The sequence below is a fragment of the Microbacterium sp. AZCO genome (genome assembly GCF_039614715.1).
Taxonomy (GTDB): domain Bacteria; phylum Actinomycetota; class Actinomycetes; order Actinomycetales; family Microbacteriaceae; genus Microbacterium.
Map to the genome: position 1 here is coordinate 1,042,473 of NZ_CP154857.1, position 16,945 is coordinate 1,059,417.

18 protein-coding genes are annotated in these 16,945 nt (G+C 70.7%); 11 read left to right on the forward strand and 7 right to left on the reverse strand.

Features of this window, described 5'->3' with window-relative positions; genetic code table 11:
* Positions 1-5 precede the first annotated feature (5 nt).
* Positions 6-647, reverse strand: coding sequence for a phosphoserine phosphatase SerB (gene serB / locus AAIB33_RS04875; protein ID WP_345802435.1), 642 nt, complete (start codon positions 645-647; stop codon positions 6-8).
* A gap of 41 nt (positions 648-688) precedes the next feature.
* A complete protein-coding gene (locus tag AAIB33_RS04880) occupies positions 689-1,933 on the reverse strand; it encodes a glucose-1-phosphate adenylyltransferase (RefSeq protein WP_345802436.1) in 1,245 nt (414 codons plus the stop codon).
* Between the two features lie 78 nt (positions 1,934-2,011).
* Between AAIB33_RS04880 and glgA the strand changes: the two genes are divergently transcribed.
* The 3 genes from glgA to AAIB33_RS04895 all read left to right on the forward strand — a co-directional run bounded on the left by glgA (position 2,012) and on the right by AAIB33_RS04895 (position 4,388).
* Positions 2,012-3,205: a glycogen synthase gene (gene glgA / locus AAIB33_RS04885; RefSeq protein ID WP_345802437.1), complete on the forward strand. Its 1,194-nt coding sequence runs from the start codon at positions 2,012-2,014 to the stop codon at positions 3,203-3,205.
* A 9-nt stretch (positions 3,206-3,214) separates the two neighbouring features.
* Positions 3,215-4,006 carry an ABC transporter ATP-binding protein gene (locus AAIB33_RS04890; protein ID WP_345802438.1) on the forward strand — a complete coding sequence of 264 codons (792 nt, stop codon included), beginning with the start codon at positions 3,215-3,217 and terminating at the stop codon, positions 4,004-4,006.
* Between the two features lie 124 nt (positions 4,007-4,130).
* Positions 4,131-4,388: a type B 50S ribosomal protein L31 gene (locus tag AAIB33_RS04895; RefSeq protein WP_345802439.1), complete on the forward strand. Its 258-nt coding sequence runs from the start codon at positions 4,131-4,133 to the stop codon at positions 4,386-4,388.
* Positions 4,389-4,454: 66 nt separating this feature from the next.
* On the opposite strand, the gene AAIB33_RS04900 is transcribed toward AAIB33_RS04895, so the two are convergent.
* Complete coding sequence (locus AAIB33_RS04900; protein ID WP_345802440.1) at positions 4,455-5,171, reverse strand: 3'-5' exonuclease; 717 nt, start codon at positions 5,169-5,171, stop codon at positions 4,455-4,457.
* Between the two features lie 85 nt (positions 5,172-5,256).
* On the opposite strand from AAIB33_RS04900, the gene AAIB33_RS04905 reads away from it, so the two are divergent.
* Complete coding sequence (locus AAIB33_RS04905; protein WP_345802441.1) at positions 5,257-6,156, forward strand: alpha/beta hydrolase; 900 nt, start codon at positions 5,257-5,259, stop codon at positions 6,154-6,156.
* On the opposite strand, the gene AAIB33_RS04910 is transcribed toward AAIB33_RS04905, so the two are convergent.
* The gene (locus AAIB33_RS04910) at positions 6,116-6,670 is read right to left on the reverse strand and encodes a CGNR zinc finger domain-containing protein (RefSeq protein WP_345802442.1); all 555 of its coding nucleotides are present in this window, start codon (positions 6,668-6,670) and stop codon (positions 6,116-6,118) included. The genes AAIB33_RS04905 and AAIB33_RS04910 overlap by 41 nt on opposite strands.
* 71 nt (positions 6,671-6,741) lie before the next feature.
* On the opposite strand from AAIB33_RS04910, the gene AAIB33_RS04915 reads away from it, so the two are divergent.
* Positions 6,742-7,728: a DMT family transporter gene (locus AAIB33_RS04915; protein ID WP_345802443.1), complete on the forward strand. Its 987-nt coding sequence runs from the start codon at positions 6,742-6,744 to the stop codon at positions 7,726-7,728.
* Here the strand turns inward: AAIB33_RS04915 and AAIB33_RS04920 are convergent.
* Positions 7,700-8,173, reverse strand: coding sequence for an Lrp/AsnC family transcriptional regulator (locus AAIB33_RS04920; protein ID WP_345802444.1), 474 nt, complete (start codon positions 8,171-8,173; stop codon positions 7,700-7,702). The two genes, AAIB33_RS04915 and AAIB33_RS04920, sit on opposite strands and share 29 nt — an antisense overlap.
* A gap of 177 nt (positions 8,174-8,350) precedes the next feature.
* Between AAIB33_RS04920 and pdhA the strand changes: the two genes are divergently transcribed.
* The 3 genes from pdhA to AAIB33_RS04935 are packed head-to-tail and all read left to right on the forward strand — an operon-like array spanning position 8,351 to position 11,912.
* Complete coding sequence (gene pdhA, locus AAIB33_RS04925) at positions 8,351-9,475, forward strand: pyruvate dehydrogenase (acetyl-transferring) E1 component subunit alpha (RefSeq protein ID WP_345802445.1); 1,125 nt, start codon at positions 8,351-8,353, stop codon at positions 9,473-9,475.
* Complete coding sequence (locus AAIB33_RS04930; protein WP_345802446.1) at positions 9,472-10,485, forward strand: alpha-ketoacid dehydrogenase subunit beta; 1,014 nt, start codon at positions 9,472-9,474, stop codon at positions 10,483-10,485. The genes pdhA and AAIB33_RS04930 overlap by 4 nt, the downstream gene beginning before the upstream one ends.
* Complete coding sequence (locus AAIB33_RS04935) at positions 10,482-11,912, forward strand: dihydrolipoamide acetyltransferase family protein (protein ID WP_345802447.1); 1,431 nt, start codon at positions 10,482-10,484, stop codon at positions 11,910-11,912. Before AAIB33_RS04930 ends, AAIB33_RS04935 begins: the two co-directional genes overlap by 4 nt.
* A gap of 3 nt (positions 11,913-11,915) precedes the next feature.
* On the opposite strand, the gene AAIB33_RS04940 is transcribed toward AAIB33_RS04935, so the two are convergent.
* Both AAIB33_RS04940 and AAIB33_RS04945 read right to left on the reverse strand, forming a co-directional pair.
* On the reverse strand, positions 11,916-13,718 hold the full coding sequence (locus AAIB33_RS04940; protein ID WP_345802448.1) for an alkaline phosphatase family protein: 1,803 nt from the start codon (positions 13,716-13,718) through the stop codon (positions 11,916-11,918).
* A gap of 19 nt (positions 13,719-13,737) precedes the next feature.
* Positions 13,738-14,334: a TetR/AcrR family transcriptional regulator gene (locus AAIB33_RS04945; RefSeq protein ID WP_345802449.1), complete on the reverse strand. Its 597-nt coding sequence runs from the start codon at positions 14,332-14,334 to the stop codon at positions 13,738-13,740.
* A gap of 108 nt (positions 14,335-14,442) precedes the next feature.
* On the opposite strand from AAIB33_RS04945, the gene AAIB33_RS04950 reads away from it, so the two are divergent.
* The 3 genes from AAIB33_RS04950 to AAIB33_RS04960 are packed head-to-tail and all read left to right on the forward strand — an operon-like array spanning position 14,443 to position 16,941.
* Complete coding sequence (locus AAIB33_RS04950) at positions 14,443-15,597, forward strand: acyl-CoA dehydrogenase family protein (RefSeq protein ID WP_345802450.1); 1,155 nt, start codon at positions 14,443-14,445, stop codon at positions 15,595-15,597.
* A 10-nt stretch (positions 15,598-15,607) separates the two neighbouring features.
* Positions 15,608-16,141, forward strand: coding sequence for a MaoC family dehydratase (locus AAIB33_RS04955; RefSeq protein ID WP_345802451.1), 534 nt, complete (start codon positions 15,608-15,610; stop codon positions 16,139-16,141).
* Complete coding sequence (locus AAIB33_RS04960; RefSeq protein WP_345802452.1) at positions 16,138-16,941, forward strand: CoA ester lyase; 804 nt, start codon at positions 16,138-16,140, stop codon at positions 16,939-16,941. The genes AAIB33_RS04955 and AAIB33_RS04960 overlap by 4 nt, the downstream gene beginning before the upstream one ends.
* Positions 16,942-16,945 lie beyond the last annotated feature (4 nt).

Sequence of the window (16,945 nt, forward strand, 5' to 3'; positions counted from 1 at the left end):
ATCGATCACGGCAGCAGCGGAATGACCTCGCGGAGATCCACGGGGCCGACCACGAGGTCGGCGCGCTCCCGCACAGCCGGCTTGGCGTTGAACGCGATGCCCAGCCCCGCGACCGCCATCATGCGCAGATCGTTCGCCCCGTCGCCGATTGCGATGGTCCGCGCCAGCGGCACGCCGGTCTCGTGGGCCCATTCGCTCAGCGTCTCGGCCTTGCCCTCGGCATCCACGATCCGTCCCTCGACGCGGCCCGAGAGCATGCCGTCCACGACGGCGAGGCGATTGGCCCGCCAGACGTCGGCGCCCAGGTCGGGGGCGATGGTGTCGAGGATCTCGTGGAAGCCGCCCGAGACGACCCCGACCCGTCCGCCCCGCTCGCGGACCGCCGCCGTCAGCTCCCGCACGCCGGGCGTCGGCTCGATGCGCGACAGCACGTGCGTGAACGCCGACACCGGCACGCCCTTCAGCGCCTCCACGCGGGAGCGCAGGCTCGTCGCGAAGTCGACCTCGCCCCGCATCGCCGCCTCGGTCGCCGCCGTCACCTCGGCGCCGCGCCCCGCCTCATCGGCGATGAGCTCGATCACCTCGTTGCGGATCAGCGTGGAGTCGGCGTCGAGCACGACGAGGAAGCGGGCGGATGTCGCGGGCACGCCTTCCACCGTAGCGGCGCGGGCCGCGGCATCCCGACGCGTCAGCGCTCGATCGTGACGCCCTTGCCGACGACGGTGATGCCGCTGTCGGTCACGGTGAAGCCGCGGGAGAGGTCGCGCTCGCGATCGACGCCCACCGTGGCACCGTCGGCCAGCACGACGTTCTTGTCGAGGATCGCCCGATGGACACGGGCGCCCGCGCCGACCTGCACATGGTCGAAGAGCACCGAGTCGGTGATCGTCGCGCCGCCGCCCGAGAGCGTCCACGGCCCGACCACGCTGCGCTCGAGATGCGTGCCGGACAGCACCGACCCGAGCGAGACGATCGAGTCGATCGCGTTGCCCATGCGGCCCACCGAGTCCCGCACGAACTTCGCGGGCGGCGAGTTCACCGTCTGCGAGTGGATCGGCCACTCCATGTTGTAGAGGTTGAAGATCGGCAGCGTCGAGATGAGGTCCTGGTGAGCCTCGAAGAACGAGTCGATCGTTCCCACGTCGCGCCAGTAGTCGCGGTCGCGATCGGTCGAGCCCGGCACGTCGTTGCGCTTCATGTCGTAGACACCGGCTTCGCGGCGGCCGACGAAGTACGGCACGATGTCGCCGCCCATGTCGTGGTTCGACGTGGGCAGCTCGCCGTCGGACTCGACGGCTTCGATGAGCGCGTCGGCGTCGAAGATGTAGTTGCCCATCGACGCGAGCACCTCGTTCGGCGAGTCGGCCAGGCCCGTCGGGTTCTGCGGCTTCTCGAGGAATTCATTGATCCGTGCCGAATCGTTCCCCGAGACGTCGATGACGCCGAACTGATTCGCGAGCGAGATGGGCTGGCGGATGCCGGCGACCGTGGCCCGCGCGCCGGAGTCGATGTGCGCCGCGAGCATCTGCCGGAAGTCCATCCGGTAGACGTGGTCGGCGCCGATGACGACGACGATGTCGGGCTTCTCGTCGTTGATCAGGTTGAGGCTCTGCAGGATGGCGTCGGCCGAGCCGGAGAACCACCGCTTGCCGAGGCGCTGCTGCGCGGGCACGGACGCGACGTACGAGTCGAGCAGCGCCGACATCCGCCACGTCTGGGAGATGTGACGGTCGAGGCTGTGCGACTTGTACTGGGTCAGCACGACGATCTGCCGCAGACCCGAATTGATGAGATTCGAGATCGCGAAATCGATCAGTCGGTACTGTCCGCCGAACGGCACGGCGGGCTTGGCCCGATCCGCCGTCAGGGGCATCAGTCGCTTGCCCTCGCCGCCCGCGAGGATGATTCCGAACACCTTCGGCGCTGCTGGCATGGCACCACCCTAGGGCCCCGATCAGGACGCGGGGTAGCGGGTATACCCCGGCGCGTCACGTGTACTAGGTTTCGTGCCATGCGCGTTGACATCATCACCAAGGAGTACCCGCCGGAGATCTACGGCGGAGCCGGCGTCCACGCGACGGAGCTCGTGAAAGCCCTGCGCCAGTCCATCGAGGTGCAGGTGCGCGCCTTCGGCGCCCAGCGCGACGAGGCCGACACGACGGCGTACGGCGTGCCCGAGGAGCTGTCCGCCGCGAACGCGGCGATCCAGACGCTCGGCACCGACCTCGAGATCGTCACGGACGTCGCGGGAGCCGACGTCGTGCACAGCCACACGTGGTACGCCAACTTCGCGGGCCACCTGGCATCGCTCCTGCACGGCATCCCGCACATCGTCACGGCGCACAGTCTCGAGCCGCTCCGCCCCTGGAAGGCGGAGCAGCTGGGCGGCGGCTACGCCGTCTCGAGCTACATCGAGAAGACCGCGTACGAGGGTGCGGCCGCGATCGTCGCGGTCAGCGAGGGCATGAAGGCTGACATCCTGCGCAGCTACCCCAGCCTCGACGAGGCGAAGGTGCGCGTCATCTACAACGGCATCGACGTCGAGGCGTGGCATCCCGTGGATGATCCGGAAGGTCTCGCGGCGCTGGGCATCGATCCGTCGAAGCCGTCCGTCGTCTTCGTCGGGCGCATCACGCGCCAGAAGGGCCTGCCGTACCTCCTGCGCGCGGCCGAGCAGCTTCCGCCCGACGTGCAGCTCGTGCTCTGCGCCGGCGCACCCGACACGCCGCAGATCATGGCGGAGGTCCAAGAGCTCGTGAAGGGGCTCCAGCAGACGCGCGAGGGCGTCGTGTGGCTCGACCGGCTCCTGTCGCGGCAGGAGCTCTGCACGATCCTCACCGCCGCGACGACGTTCGTGTGCCCGTCGGTGTACGAGCCGCTCGGCATCGTGAACCTCGAGGCCATGGCGTGCGGCGCCGCCGTCGTGGGCACCGCGACGGGCGGCATCCCGGAGGTCGTCGTCGACGGCGTGACGGGACGGCTCGTCCCGATCGAGCAGGTGCAGGACGGCACCGGGACGCCCATCGATCCCGACAGGTTCGTGGACGATCTGGCGCGCGTGCTCACCGAGGTCGTGTCCGATCGCGAGCGCGCTCGGGCCTACGGCGCGGCCGGACGGGAGCGGGCGACGAACGACTTCAGCTGGGCCACGATCGCGCAGGAGACCGAGGCGCTGTACGCGGAGGTGAGCGGCGCGGGCCGATAGGCTGGCGGCATGCCGCAGGTCCTCGAGTTCTCCGACGTCGTCGTCCGCCGAAACGCCCGAGACATCGTCGACCACCTCGACTGGTCGGTCGACGACGACCAGCGCTGGGTCATCCTCGGACCGAACGGCGCCGGCAAGACGACGCTCCTGCAGCTCGCCGACACGCTGCTGCACCCGACGGCCGGCGTCGTCACGATCCTGGGGGAGCGGCTCGGTCGCACCGACGTGTTCGAGCTGCGTCCTCGCATCGGCTTCGCCTCGTCGGCGATGGCCAAGCGCGTCCCGCCGGAGGAGACCGTCATCAACGTCGTGCTGACGGCGGCGTTCTCGGTGCTCGGCCGCTGGAACGAGGCCTACGAAGACATCGACGAGCGCCGCGCCCTGCGGGTCCTCGCGGAGTGGAAGCTCGACGACCTCGCCGACCGCACGTTCGGCACGCTGTCCGACGGCGAGCAGAAGCGCGTCCAGATCGCCCGCGCCGTCATGACCGACCCCGAGCTGCTGCTGCTCGACGAGCCCACCGCGAGCCTCGACCTCGGTGCCCGGGAAGAGCTGCTGACGCTTCTCGGCGGCTACGCGCAGGCGCCCACGACCCCCGCCATGATCATGGTCACGCACCACGTCGAGGAGATCCCGGTCGGCTTCACGCACGTGCTGCTGCTGCGCGAGGGCAGGGTCGTCGCCGCGGGCCCCATCGCCGAGACCCTGACGGGCGAGAACCTGACGACGACGTTCGGGCTGCCGATCACGCTCACGCAGGCCGACGGCCGGTACGCGGCACGCGCCGCCGAGGCCTCCTGAGCCGGAGCCGAGGCCGCGTTCTCGAGAGGGCTTGCAGGCTGGTAGAATCGCTCTTTGGTGCATTCGCACCGCAGACTTCGTCCGCCCTGGCAAAATCCAGGGCACCACACCTGAAGGACTTCCTATGAAGACTGACATCCACCCCGAGTACCAGGCCGTCGTGTTCCGCGACCTCGGTTCGGGTGACACGTTCCTCACGCGTTCGACCGTCACGAGCGACAAGACGATCGAGCTCGACGGCGTCGAGTACCCCGTCATCGACGTCGAGATCTCGTCGGCGTCGCACCCGTTCTACACGGGCAAGCAGCGCATCCTCGACTCGGCCGGTCGCGTCGAGAAGTTCAACCAGCGCTTCAAGAACTTCGGCGGCTCCTCCAAGTAAGGCCCGCCCCGCGAAGACCCCGACGGATGTCGGGGTCTTCGTCGTTTCCGGCGAGCCGGCCCCGAGTCAGCGGATGGGCCAGCTGCCGTCGAGCCGGTCGTCGGGGTCGAGCCGTCCGATCTGGATGAAGTACTCCGTGAGGCTGGCCGCCTGCGCGCGGGCCCAGCCGATCTGCCGCGTGTGCAGCTCCTCCGCGGTGGGCGGCAGCCATGCCGCGTACCGCTCCGCGAGAGCCTGCGCGACGCGCCCCGCCGCGATGGCGTCCGCCGACGCCTCGTGGGCGCCGTCGAGTCGCACGGCGTAGTGCTCGGCGACGACCGTGAGGGTGCGCTTGCCGCGTCGCCAGCGGTCGTACGCCTTGTCGACGACGAGCGGATCGATGACGGGGGCGGGAGAGAGGATCGGTGCGATGCCGTGCCGCTCGGCCTCGTGCTTCAGCAGCGAGAAGTCGTACGGCGCGTTGTAGGCGACGACCGGGATGCCGGCATCCAGGATGCCGCGCACGGCATCGACGATCTCGGCGACGACGACTCGTGCGGGTCGGCCCTCGGCACGGGCGTGCTCGGTCGTGATGCCGTGCACGGCCGTCGCCCCCTCGGGGATCTCCACGCCGGGATCGGCCAGCCAGTCGCGCGCCGTCAGCACCGTGCCCGCGGCATCCAGCACACCGACGTGCGCCGTGACGATGCGGTCGTGCTGCACGTCGACGCCCGTCGTCTCGAGGTCGAAGACGCCGATGACGCGCGTCCACTCGGGACTCTGGAACAGGGCGAGGGGGTCCATGCCGATCACGGTATGCGCGGCCTCCGACATCGGCGTCCAGGCGCGCTGGCGGCTCCCGCCCAGCCCCGATCCGTAGACTCGATGAGTGCCCGTCGCCAGTCCGTACTCGTCGCTCCTCGCGGAGATCCCGGTCGAGCGCCGCGTGGCGCCGGTGCTCGGCGGCTCGACGGCGTACTGGACCTACGGCCCCGCCGACGCGTCGACCACGATCGTGGCGGTGCACGGCTTCCGCGGCGAGCACCACGGCCTCGAGCCGGTGGTCGCGCACCTGCCCGATGTCCGGGTGATCTCGCCCGATCTGCCGGGGTTCGGCGAGACCCCGCCGCTGCCCGGTCGTCGCCACGACCTCGCCGCCTACGCGGAGTGGCTCACGGCGTTCGTCGCCGCCGTCGCGCCGGGGGCCGTCATCCTCGGCCATTCGTTCGGCTCCATCGTCGTCTCCGCCGCCGTGGCCGGAGGTCTCCCGACCCCGCGCGTCATCCTCGTGAACCCCATCGGGGCCCCCGCGCTGGAGGGTCCGCGCGGAGTGCTCACGCGCCTGGCGGTGTTCTACTACTGGGCCGGCGCGAAGCTGCCCGAGGGGCTCGGCGAGGGGCTCCTGCGCAACGGGCTCATCGTGCGGGTCATGAGCGTGTCGATGGCCAAGACGCACGACGCCGAGCTGCGGCGCTTCATCCACGATCAGCACGACACCTACTTCTCGCGGTTCTCCGACCGCGACGTGCTGCACGACGCGTTCGTCGCCTCGGTCTCGAACGACGTCCGTCGGTTCGCGCCGCGCATCGCGCAGCCGACGCTGCTCGTCGCGGCGCAGAAGGACGACATCACCCCGATCGAGGCGGAGCGGCACCTCGCGACGCTCTTCCGTGACGCGGAGCTCGTCGAGATCCCGGACGTCGGACACCTCATCCACTACGAGACGCCGGCGCCCGCGGCCGAGGCGATCAGGCGCTTTCTCGCGCCTTCCGCGCCCGGTACGCGATGACGTTCATGCGGTTGCCGCAGTTGCCGGTGTCGCAGTAGCGCTTCGAGCCGTTGCGGGAGTAGTCGATGTAGACGGCCTCGCAGTCGTCGGCCGAGCAGACGCGCACGCGGTCGTACTCGTCCGCGCGGATGACGTCGACGAAGGCCATGGCGGCCTCGGCGAGGATGCGGGTCGCGAGGGGAGCCTCGTCGGACGTCGCGTGGATGTGCCAGTCGAACGAGTCGTGGATCACGAGCTGGGGGAGGGCGCCGCTGTCGCGGAGCATCTCGTTGACGAGGGGGACGGCATCCACCCGGTCGACGTCCCACAGAATCCGCAGGCGCGCGCGCACGTCGCGCAGCGCCGAGACGGTCTCGCGCGTGCGGGCGATGCGCCCCGTGTAGGGGTTCCCGGCGAGGAAGTCGTCGAGGTCGGCGACGGTCTCGAGGCGGTCGGGATCGTCGTAGCCGGGGAGCGTGTTGACGAGGTTCACGACCGCCGCGAGCGACAGCCGAGTGTCAGGGGTGAAGATCACATTGACTCCTGACGTCTCGAACGGATAGTGTCACCAGTGTAACCTCCGACGCTCCTGACAGGCGGGCCGCGATGACCGCGACGACGACCACTCTGCCGCAGACCGGCTCGATCCGCCGCGTCTCGACCGCGGGTCTCGTGATGGCGGTCTCCTCCGCGCTCGCCTTCTCCTCGAGCGGGCCGCTCATCAAGCCGCTGCTGGAGGCGGGCTGGTCGCTCGGCGCCGCGCTGCTCGTGCGCATGGGCGTCTCGGGACTGATCCTCGCTCCCGCCCTCGTGCTGGCCATGCGCCGGGAGCGCTCGTTCCTGCGCCGGCACTGGCGGCTCATCGTGGGCTTCGGGCTGACCGCGGTGGCGGGCTGCCAGATCCTCTTCTTCGCCGCGATGCAGCGGATGCCGGTCGCCGTCGCCCTGCTGATCCAGTACCTGGCGCCCGTGCTGCTCGTCGGGCTCGCGTGGGTGCGCACGAAGCGGGCGCCGTCGCGACTCGTGATGGTCGGGTCCGTCGTCGCGATGGTCGGCCTCGTGCTCGTGGTCGACATCTCCGGCGCGCGGTTCGACCTCCTCGGCACGCTCCTCGCGCTCGGCGCGGCGGTGTGCGTCGGCGCCTACTTCCTCATCTCCGAGCGCGCGGGCGACGACCTCCCTCCCCTCGCGCTCGCCTCCGGCGGCCTCCTGGTCGGCGCCGTGCTGATGGCGGTGCTCTGCCTCTCGGGCATCCTGCCGTTCCAGGCGCCCGCCGTCGACGTCGTGCTCGCGGGCGTCACGCTGCCCTGGTTCGCGCCGCTCCTGTGGGTCGCCGCCGTCGCGACGACGCTGGGCTACGCCTTCGGCGTGATGGCGGTGCCGCGCATCGGGTCGCGCGTCGCGTCGTTCGTCGGGCTTTCCGAGGTGCTCTTCGCGCTCGGGTTCGCATGGCTGCTGCTCGGCGAGGTGCCGGCTCCCGTGCAGTTCGTCGGCGGCGCGCTCATCCTCGTGGGCGTGGTCCTCGTACGGATGGATGCCGAGCACGCGCCGACGGGCGAGTCGATCAGTCCTCCCGCCCTGCCAACGCCATGAGGGGCGCGACGCGGTAGCCGATCACCTCGCCCATCACGAGCGAGGTCTCGGTGCGCTCGACGCCCTCGATGGCGAGGATGCGGGCATCCGTCTCGAAGAGATGCTGCGTGTCCCGGCACGCGACGCGCACGAGCAGATCGATCTGCCCGCTGAGGCCGTGCACCTGCACGATCTCGGGGATGCGCGTGAGCTCGTCGCCGATACGCGGCAGGTCGGCCTGGCGCACGACGACGCTCACGAAGGCCTCGATGGGGAAGCCCAGAGCCGAGGACGAGATGGCCCTCTCGTACGAGAGGAAGACGCCGGCGCGCTCGAGGCGGCCCATGCGCGCCTGCACGGTGTTGCGCGAGAGTCCCAGCTTGTCGGCGAGCGCGACGACGGTGGCGCGCGGGTCTGTCGACAGTGCCGCGAGCAGCTGAAGGTCGACGCGGTCGAGGTTGGTCATAGTGCGAAAGATTAGCACGGGTTTGCTCGAGGCTTTTTGGCAACATGCTCAGAGATGCTCTGGATGCTTGAGCTAGGTGCAAGATCGACGTAACGTCGAGGTGTCGGCGACGGTGCCGGCGCTCCGATGTCGAACCGCCTCACGAGGGCGGATCGCCTCGCGAAGGGATGACCGACGATGCACACCCTCACACCCCAGACGGATCTCGCGACAGATGTCGACGATGTCGCCCGCCTGCTGAACGAAGACGGCGAGCGCGTCGCCGATCCCGAGCTCGATCGCTGGGTCGCCGACGTCGACGCGGAGGCGCTGCGGAGCCTCTATCGCGACATGACGCTCGTGCGCCGGATCGACACCGAGGGCATCGCCCTCCAGCGCCAGGGGCAGCTCGGACTCTGGGCCCCGTGCCAGGGCCAGGAGGGCGTGCAGGTCGGCACGGCGCGGGCGTTCCGCCGCGACGACTTCGTCTTCCCGAGCTACCGCGAGATCGGCGTCCAGTTCGTGCGGGGCGCGAAGCCCGCCGACTTCGTCATCGCCTGGCGCGGTGAGGAGCACTCGACCTACAACCCGTACGACATCAACACCGCGACGCCGCAGATCATCATCGGTGCGCAGAGCCTGCACGCGGTCGGCTACGCCATGGGCATCCAGCGCGACGGCACCGACCAGGTGGCGGCCGCCTACTTCGGCGACGGCGCGTCGAGTCAGGGCGACGTCAACGAGGCCATGGTCTTCGCCTCGTCCTTCCGCGCTCCCGTGGTGTTCGTGTGCACGAACAACCAGTGGGCGATCTCGGAGCCCGTCACGGTGCAGGCGAAGTTCCCCATCGCGGGCCGCGCGCCGGGATTCGGCATCCCGAGCCTGCGCATCGATGGGAACGACGTCCTCGCGAGCCTCGCGGCGATGCGCTGGGCGACCGACCACGCCCGCAGCGGCAAGGGCCCCGCGTTCATCGAGGCGGTGACCTACCGGATGGGCCCCCACACGACGTCGGACGACCCGACGCGCTACCGCGACAAGGAGGAGGTCGAGCGCTGGCGGCGCCGTGACCCGATCGCCCGCGTCGAGGCCCTGCTGCGCTCGCAGAACGAGTTCGGCGACGACTTCCAGGCCGATGTCGCCGCCGACGCCGACCGGCTCGGCGCGGCCGTGCGCGGTGCCGCTCTCGGCGCCGTCTCGCGGCAGCCGATCGGCGTGTTCGACCACGTCTACGAGGAGCCGCACACGGGCCTCGCCGAGCAGCGGGAGCACTTCGCCGCCTACCTCGCGGGCTTCGAGCCGAACGCGGAGGCGGGGCGATGACGCAGCTCACGATGGCGAAGGCCATCAACGAGGGTCTTCGGCGCGCGATGGCCGACGATGACAAGGTGCTCGTCATGGGCGAGGACATCGGCAAGCTCGGCGGCGTCTTCCGCATCACCGACGGCCTGCTCGACGAGTTCGGCGCAAAGCGCGTGGTCGACACACCGCTCGCCGAGGCGGGCATCATGGGCACCGCGGTGGGCCTCGCGTTCCGCGGGTACCGTCCCGTCGTCGAGATCCAGTTCGACGGCTTCGTCTACCCCGCGTTCGACCAGATCGTCTGCCAGGTCGCGAAGCTGCACTACCGCACGCGCGGCAACGTGAAGATGCCGATCACGATCCGCATCCCGTGGGCCGGCGGCGTCGGCGCGGCGGAGCACCACTCGGAGTCGCCCGAGGCGTACTTCGTGCACACGTCGGGCCTGCGGGTCGTCGCGGTCTCCAATCCGCAGGACGCCTATGTCATGCTCCGCCAGGCGATCGCCTCCGACGACCCGGTCGTCTTCTTCGAGCCGAAGCGGCTGTACCACTCCAAGGGCGAGGTCGACCTCGGCGCCGACCTCGCGGACGCACCGCCGATGGGCCTCGCCCGCATCGCGCGGGAGGGGAACGACGTGACGCTGCTCACGTACGGGGCGCAGGTGGCGACGGCGATGGATGCTGCGACCGCCGCCGAGGACGACGGGATCTCGATCGAGGTCATCGACCTGCGCTCGATCTCGCCGGTCGACTACCGCACGGTGACCGCGTCGGTCCGCAAGACCGGTCGCGTCGTCGTGACGCACGAAGCGGCGCGTGAGGCGGGGGTCGGGGCCGAGCTCATCGCGAGCATCACCGAGAAGTGCTTCCACTACCTCGAGGCCGCTCCCGTGCGCGTCACCGGGCACGACATCCCCTACCCGCCGGCCAAGCTCGAGAAGCACCACCTGCCCGACCTCGACCGCATCCTCGACGGCGTCGACCGCGTGCTCGACCGGCCCAACAGCCTGTCGGGGGTGGTGGACCAGTGATCCAGGAGTTCCGTCTGCCCGACCTCGGCGAGGGTCTGCCCGAGGCCGAGCTCGTGCAGTGGATGGTCGCCGAGGGTGACACCGTGACGCTCAACCAGACGATCGCCGAGGTCGAGACGGCGAAGGCCGTCGTCGAGCTGCCCTCGCCCTACGCGGGGGTCATCTCGAAGCTGCACGCCGAGGCCGGCGACATCGTCGCGGTCGGCTCGGTGCTGATCGCGTTCGACGTCGAGGGGATGGATGCCGCCTCCCCGGCCGCACCCGGGGCCGCCGACGTCGCCGCACCCGCCGCCGCTCACGTCGCCGCACCCGCCGCCGCTGAGGCCCCGGAGGAGAAGGCGCAGCCCAACCTCGTCGGCTATGGAGCCGCGCCCGCGTCCGCCGGCCGGCCGCAGCGCCGCGCCCGCGTCGCCGCCGCTCGGGTCTCGTCGCACAGCGCCGACACGGCGGTGCTCGAGGCCGCGCCGCACGACGTGCTGCACACGCCCGAGACGATCGACGCGCCGCTCGAGCGGCCGCGCTCGACGCCGCCCGTGCGGAAGCTCGCGAAGGACCTCGGCATCGACCTCGCGCTCGTGGAGCCGACCGGCGAGACCGGCATCATCACGCGCGGCGACGTCGAGGCCTACGCCGAGCGCGTCGGCGCGAGGGCCGCGAAGACGGCTCCGGAGCAGGCCGCCGAGCCCGTCCCGACGTCGCCCGCGGCGCTCTCCGGCGCTCCGCGCGAGCGGGAGCGCCGCATCCCGATCCGCAGCGTCCGCAAGCACACGGCGGAGGCCATGGTGCGCAGCGCCTTCACGGCGCCGCACGTCACGACGTTCCTCACGGTCGATGTGACGGCGACGACGGAGCTCATCGCGTCGCTCAAGGCCGACCGCTCGCTCGAGGGTCACCGCATCGGCATCCTCGCGGTCGCGGCGAAGGCGGTGTGCCTCGCCCTCGCGCAGACGCCCGAGCTCAACTCCCGCTGGGACGAGGAGCACGGCGAGATCGTCGAGTTCGACTACGTCAATCTCGGCATCGCCGCGGCGACGCAGCGCGGGCTCGTCGTGCCCAACATCCGCGACGCCGAGACGATGACGCTCGTCGAGCTCGCTGACGCGATCGGCGCCCTGGCCGAGACCGCGCGATCGGGCAAGACGGCCCCCGCCGGGATGATGGGGGGCACGTTCTCGATCACCAACGTCGGCGTCTTCGGCGTCGACGCGGGAACGCCGATCCTCAATCCGGGGGAGGCCGGCATCCTCGCCCTCGGCGCAGTGCGCCGCCAGCCCTGGGAGCACCGGGGTGAGATCGCGCTGCGCGACGTCATGACGCTCGCGCTCTCGTTCGACCACCGCCTCGTCGACGGCGAGCAGGGGTCGCGGTTCCTCGCGGCGGTCGGAGGGATCCTCCGCGAGCCGGGCCGTGCGATGCTGATGCGCTGAGCGCTACCCCACTTTGGGGTAGAAGAGCCCGAGTCCGTGGGCCTGCAGGATGCGGTACGCATCCTCGTAGGTCTTCGGCTCGGGCTCGCCGGGCGTGCCGTACCGCGCGAGCAGGAGGCCGACGAGTCCGCGGCCGGGCGGGCTGAGCGGCTTGTCCTTCTGCGCGCCGGTCCCGAGCGCCGTGAGGTCGTCGTCATCCGGATTCTGCGGCACGTACATCGGCTGCACGACGGGCCACGTGCGCGGAGCGCGTGGGGTGTCGAGATTCACGATCGAGAACAGGTCGTTGGCACCGGCGTCCCGTCGGGAGATCGGGCGCAGGCCGTGCAGCCGGGACAGGGTGGCGATGACGGCGCCGTGGTGCAGCTCGTCGTGGATGATCGTTCCCGCCCGCGTGTAGGCGGAGACCGCGATCGCGGGCACGCGCACCCCGAGCCGGTCGAATCCGAAGCCCATCTCTCCTTCCTCCGCGTCCGCCACCGGCGGGGTGGCGGCCGGGGGAGGCACGTGGTCGTATGTGCCGCCGTGCTCGTCGAAGGTGATGAGCAGCAGCGTGTTCATGGCGTTCGACCCCGTCGCGCTCGCGCTCGTCTTGATCGCGTCGTAGATGCTCGCCACGAGCTTCTCTCCCGCCCGCACGTCGCTCACGGCCGAGTCGACGATCTCCTCGCGGCCGGCATCCCCCTCGCGCAGGATGCCGAACGGAGGATGGAAGTCGTTGTGGTTGTAGACCATCCGCGGCTCGATGAACGCGTAGTCGGGGAGGGTTCCGTTCTTCGCATCCTCATAGAAGCGGGTCATGTAGACGAAGCGGTCGGTGCGCCAGTACTCCTCCAGCACGGGCGCGTGCAGCACGCCCGTGAGCGAGACGAGCTGCAGCTCGTCGAAGTACACGCGCCAGGAGAGGCCGGCGTCCTCGAGCCGGTTGAAGATCGTCGGCGCGGCAGGAGCGTCGAGCCACTTCGCGTAGCCGCCGCCGTCCTGGTTGGTGACGAAGCCGTGCGACGTCGACGCGTGGAAGAACGAGCGGTTGCAATAGGTCTGCGACGGGACCGCTGCGAACCACGAGTCGAAGACCGCGAACTCGCGGGCGAGCGTGGACAGCACGGGAAGCTGCTCGGGGGAGAAGCCGCCCATGATCTGGGATGCCTCGTCAGCCGTGGGCTCCTTCCCCTGGTGCAGACGCGTCACGTTGTTCCAGTAGTCGCGGAGGAAGCCCTCCATCGTCGCGCGCGTGCCGCCCGGCGGCGCGTTGAAGGGCGCGGTCATGCCGGCGATCTCGCTCGTCGCATTCCCGGCGGGGATCACCGTGCCGAAGAGCTGCGTGTTGACGTGCGGGTACTCTTCGCCGGGATCGGGGTTCGGCGATCCCATCACGACGTCCGTCGGGCCGGAGTAGACGTGCGCCGCGACGCGCCGGCCATCGGGACCGACGTTGCCGTGGTCGCCGAACGCCAGCCCCTCGAAGGTCTCGCCGGTGTCGAGGTCGCGAGGCGTGTAGAGCCACCCCAGCAGGTTGTCGAAGGAGCGGTTCTCGCCCATGAAGACCACGACGTGGTCGAACCCCGGCTCCGGCCGGGGCGCGAGGGCGCCGTAGTCGTCGGCACCCTGCTGGTAGCCGACGGCATGCCCGACGGCGGCGCCCGCGGCACCGCCCGCCCCACCGCCCACGATGAGTCCGGCCGCGGCGATGCCGCCGTACTTCAGGAAGTCGCGGCGAGAGCTCGCGGCGCGCGCCGAGAGCTCGGCATCCCGTTCCTCCGGCGCGTCCGTGCCCGGGTCCGCGCCCGCGTCCTCGCCCGGCATCGTGTGGCCAGCCTAGGCCTCAGGTCGCCAGCGCCGCCCGCGCCATGGACTCGAGGATCGGCCGCACCGTGCGGTCGCCGGCCGACTGGCGGGCGCCCCGCATGCTGTGCGGCGTCGAGTTGATGAGGCCGAAGCAGGCGTGGGCCCGCACGCGGAGGTCGGACTCGCCGCGCTCGGGATGCACCCGGGTGAGTACGCGGATCCAGAGCTCGACGTACTCGCGCTGGAGCCGGCGCACGCGGCCGCGATCCTCGTCGCTGAGGCTCGCGAGATCCCGGTCCTGCACGCGGATGACGTCGGCGTCGCGCAGAGCGAAGTCGACGTGGAAGGCGATGAGCGCCGCCAGCTGCTCGGCCGGATCGTCGTGACGGGCCACGACCTCCTGCCCGCCGGCGAGCAGCCGCTCGCTCACCCCCACCAGGATGGCGCTCAGCAGCGCCTGCTTGTTGGCGAAGTGGCGGTACACCGCGGGGCCGCTCACGCCCACGGATGCTCCGAGGTCCTCCAGGCTCACTCCGCTGAAGCCGCGCTCGGCGAAAAGCCGCGCCGCCTCGTGGAGGAGCGCCGCCTGCCGGTCGGCCTTCGCGCGATCGCGCTCGGTCAGGCCGCTTGTCATTTCAGTTAATCCTCGCTAACCTGGATCACCAGTTAGTGAACACTAACCAGTACCCCCATGTCCCCACAACGGACGTGATGCGATCGTGACGTCGACGGAGATGCACGCATGAACCAGCCCGATCTGACCGACGACGAGCTCGAACTCACCAAGCTCGTCCGCGACTTCGCCGACGAGGTGGTGGCGCCCCGCTCGTACGAGGCCGACCGCACCAAGACGCTCCCGCTCGACGTGGTCGCGCAGATGGGGGAGCTGGGTCTGTTCGGCCTGCCCTTCCCCGAAGAGCTCGGCGGACAGGGCGGCGACTACTTCGCGCTGTGCCTCGCGATCGAGGGCCTCGGCCGCGTCGACCAGTCGATCGCCATCACCCTCGAGGCCGGCGTGAGCCTGGGCGCGATGCCGGTCTTCCGCTTCGGCTCCGACGCGCAGAAGCACGAGCTGCTTCCCGACCTGCTCGCCGGTCGCGCGCTCGCCGGGTTCGGGCTCACCGAGCCGGAGGCGGGCTCCGACGCGGGCGCGACGCGCACGACGGCACGGCTCGACGGCGGGGAGTGGGTCGTCAACGGATCGAAGCAGTTCATCACCAACTCCGGCACCGACATCACGAGGTTCGTCACGGTCACGGCGGTCACGGGGGAGTCGAACGGCCGCAAGGAGATCTCGACGATCATCGTGCCGAACGGCACGCAAGGCTTCACCGTCGAGGCGCCGTACGACAAGGTGGGCTGGCACGCCTCCGACACGCATCCCCTGACCTTCGTCGACGCCCGCGTGCCCGAGGCCAATCTGCTCGGCGAGCGCGGTCGCGGGTTCGCCAACTTCCTGCACATCCTCGACGAGGGGCGCATCGCGATCGCCGCCCTGTCGACGGGAGCCGCGGAGGGATGCCTCGAGGCATCCATCGACTACGCGAAGAAGCGCACGGTGTTCGGCGAGTCGCTCTCGTCGCGTCAGAGCATCCAGTTCACGATCGCGCGCATGCAGGCCCGCGTGCACACGGCGCGGCTCGCCTGGCGGCACGCGGCCCGGCTGCGCGACGCCGGCAAGCCGTTCAAGACCGAGGCCGCCATCGCCAAGCTCACGGCGAGCGACGCGGCGATGGACAATGCACGCGACGCGACGCAGGTGTTCGGCGGCAACGGCTTCATCAACGAGTACCCCGTGGCGCGGCACTACCGCGACTCGAAGATCCTCGAGATCGGCGAGGGCACGAGCGAGGTGCAGCTGCTCGTCATCTCGCGCGCGCTCGGGCTCGACGGGTAGCGTGACTCGCGTGGGCGACGGCACAGGCTGGGACGAGAACCAGGAGCAGCGTCCGCCGGAGGTGCTGCAGCGCGGGCTCTACTACGAGGAGCTCGAGGTGGGCGTCAGGTACGTGCACCGCCCCGGCCGCACGGCCACCGAGGCCGACAACGTGCTGTTCTCCTCGCTCACGATGAACAGCCAGGCGCTGCACCTGGACGCCGCCTACGCCGCGACCCAGCCCTTCGGGCAGCGACTCATGAACTCCATGTGGACGCTCGCGACCATGGTCGGGGCGTCCGTCGCCCAGATCACCCAGGGGACCCTCGTCGCGCAGCTCGGCCTCACCGACATCTCGTTCCCCGCGCCGCTCTTCCACGGCGACACGCTGTACACCGAGACCGAGATCGTCGAGAAGCGGCGCTCGGCATCGCGGCCCGGGCAGGGCATCGTGACGATGCGGCACACCGGCCGCAATCAGGACGGCGTCATCGTGGCCACAGCGACGCGCACGGCGCTCATGTGGTGCCGGGATGCCGCCACCCCGACGGAAGGAGCTCCGTGACGTTCGACCTCGGTCCCGCCATCCTGTTCTGCCCCGCCGATCGCCCCGAGCGGTACGCGAAGGCGCTCGAGCGCGCCGATGCCGTGATCCTCGACCTGGAGGACGCCGTCGCGCCGGCCGACAAGGCCGCGGCGCGCGGTGCGCTCATCGAGTCGGACCTCGACCCGGTCCGCGTCGTCGTGCGCGTCAATCCGACGGGCACGGATGCGTTCGAGGCCGACCTCGCGACGCTGTCCCAGACCGACTACCGCACGATCATGGTCGCGAAGGCCGAGTCGCCTAAGCGCATCGCGAAGATCGACCGCCGGTTCGACGTCGTCGCCCTGCTCGAGACCGCGAAGGGCGTCGCGGCGGCCGAGCGCATCGCCGATCTCCCGAACGTCACGGCGCTCATGTGGGGAGCGGAGGACCTCGTCGCGAGCCTCGGCGGCACGTCCAGCCGCAAGCCGAACGGTCGCTACCGCGACATCGCGCGGTACGCGCGCGGCCGCACGCTCCTGGCCGCCGGCGCCCGCGGCAAGGCCGCCATCGACGCCGTGCACCTCGACATCGCCGACACGAAGCGGCTGCGGATCGAGGCCGCGGACGCGGCAGCCTCGGGATTCACGGCGACGGCCTGCATCCACCCTTCTCAGGTCGAGGTGATCCGCGCCGCCTACCGGCCCGCCGCGGATGCCGTCACGTGGGCGCGGGCCGTGCTCGACGCCGCGACGGGGGAGCGCGGCGTCTTCACCTACCAGGGGCGCATGGTCGACGAGCCCGTCCTGCGCCACGCGCGCGGCATCCTGAAGCGGGCCTGATCGC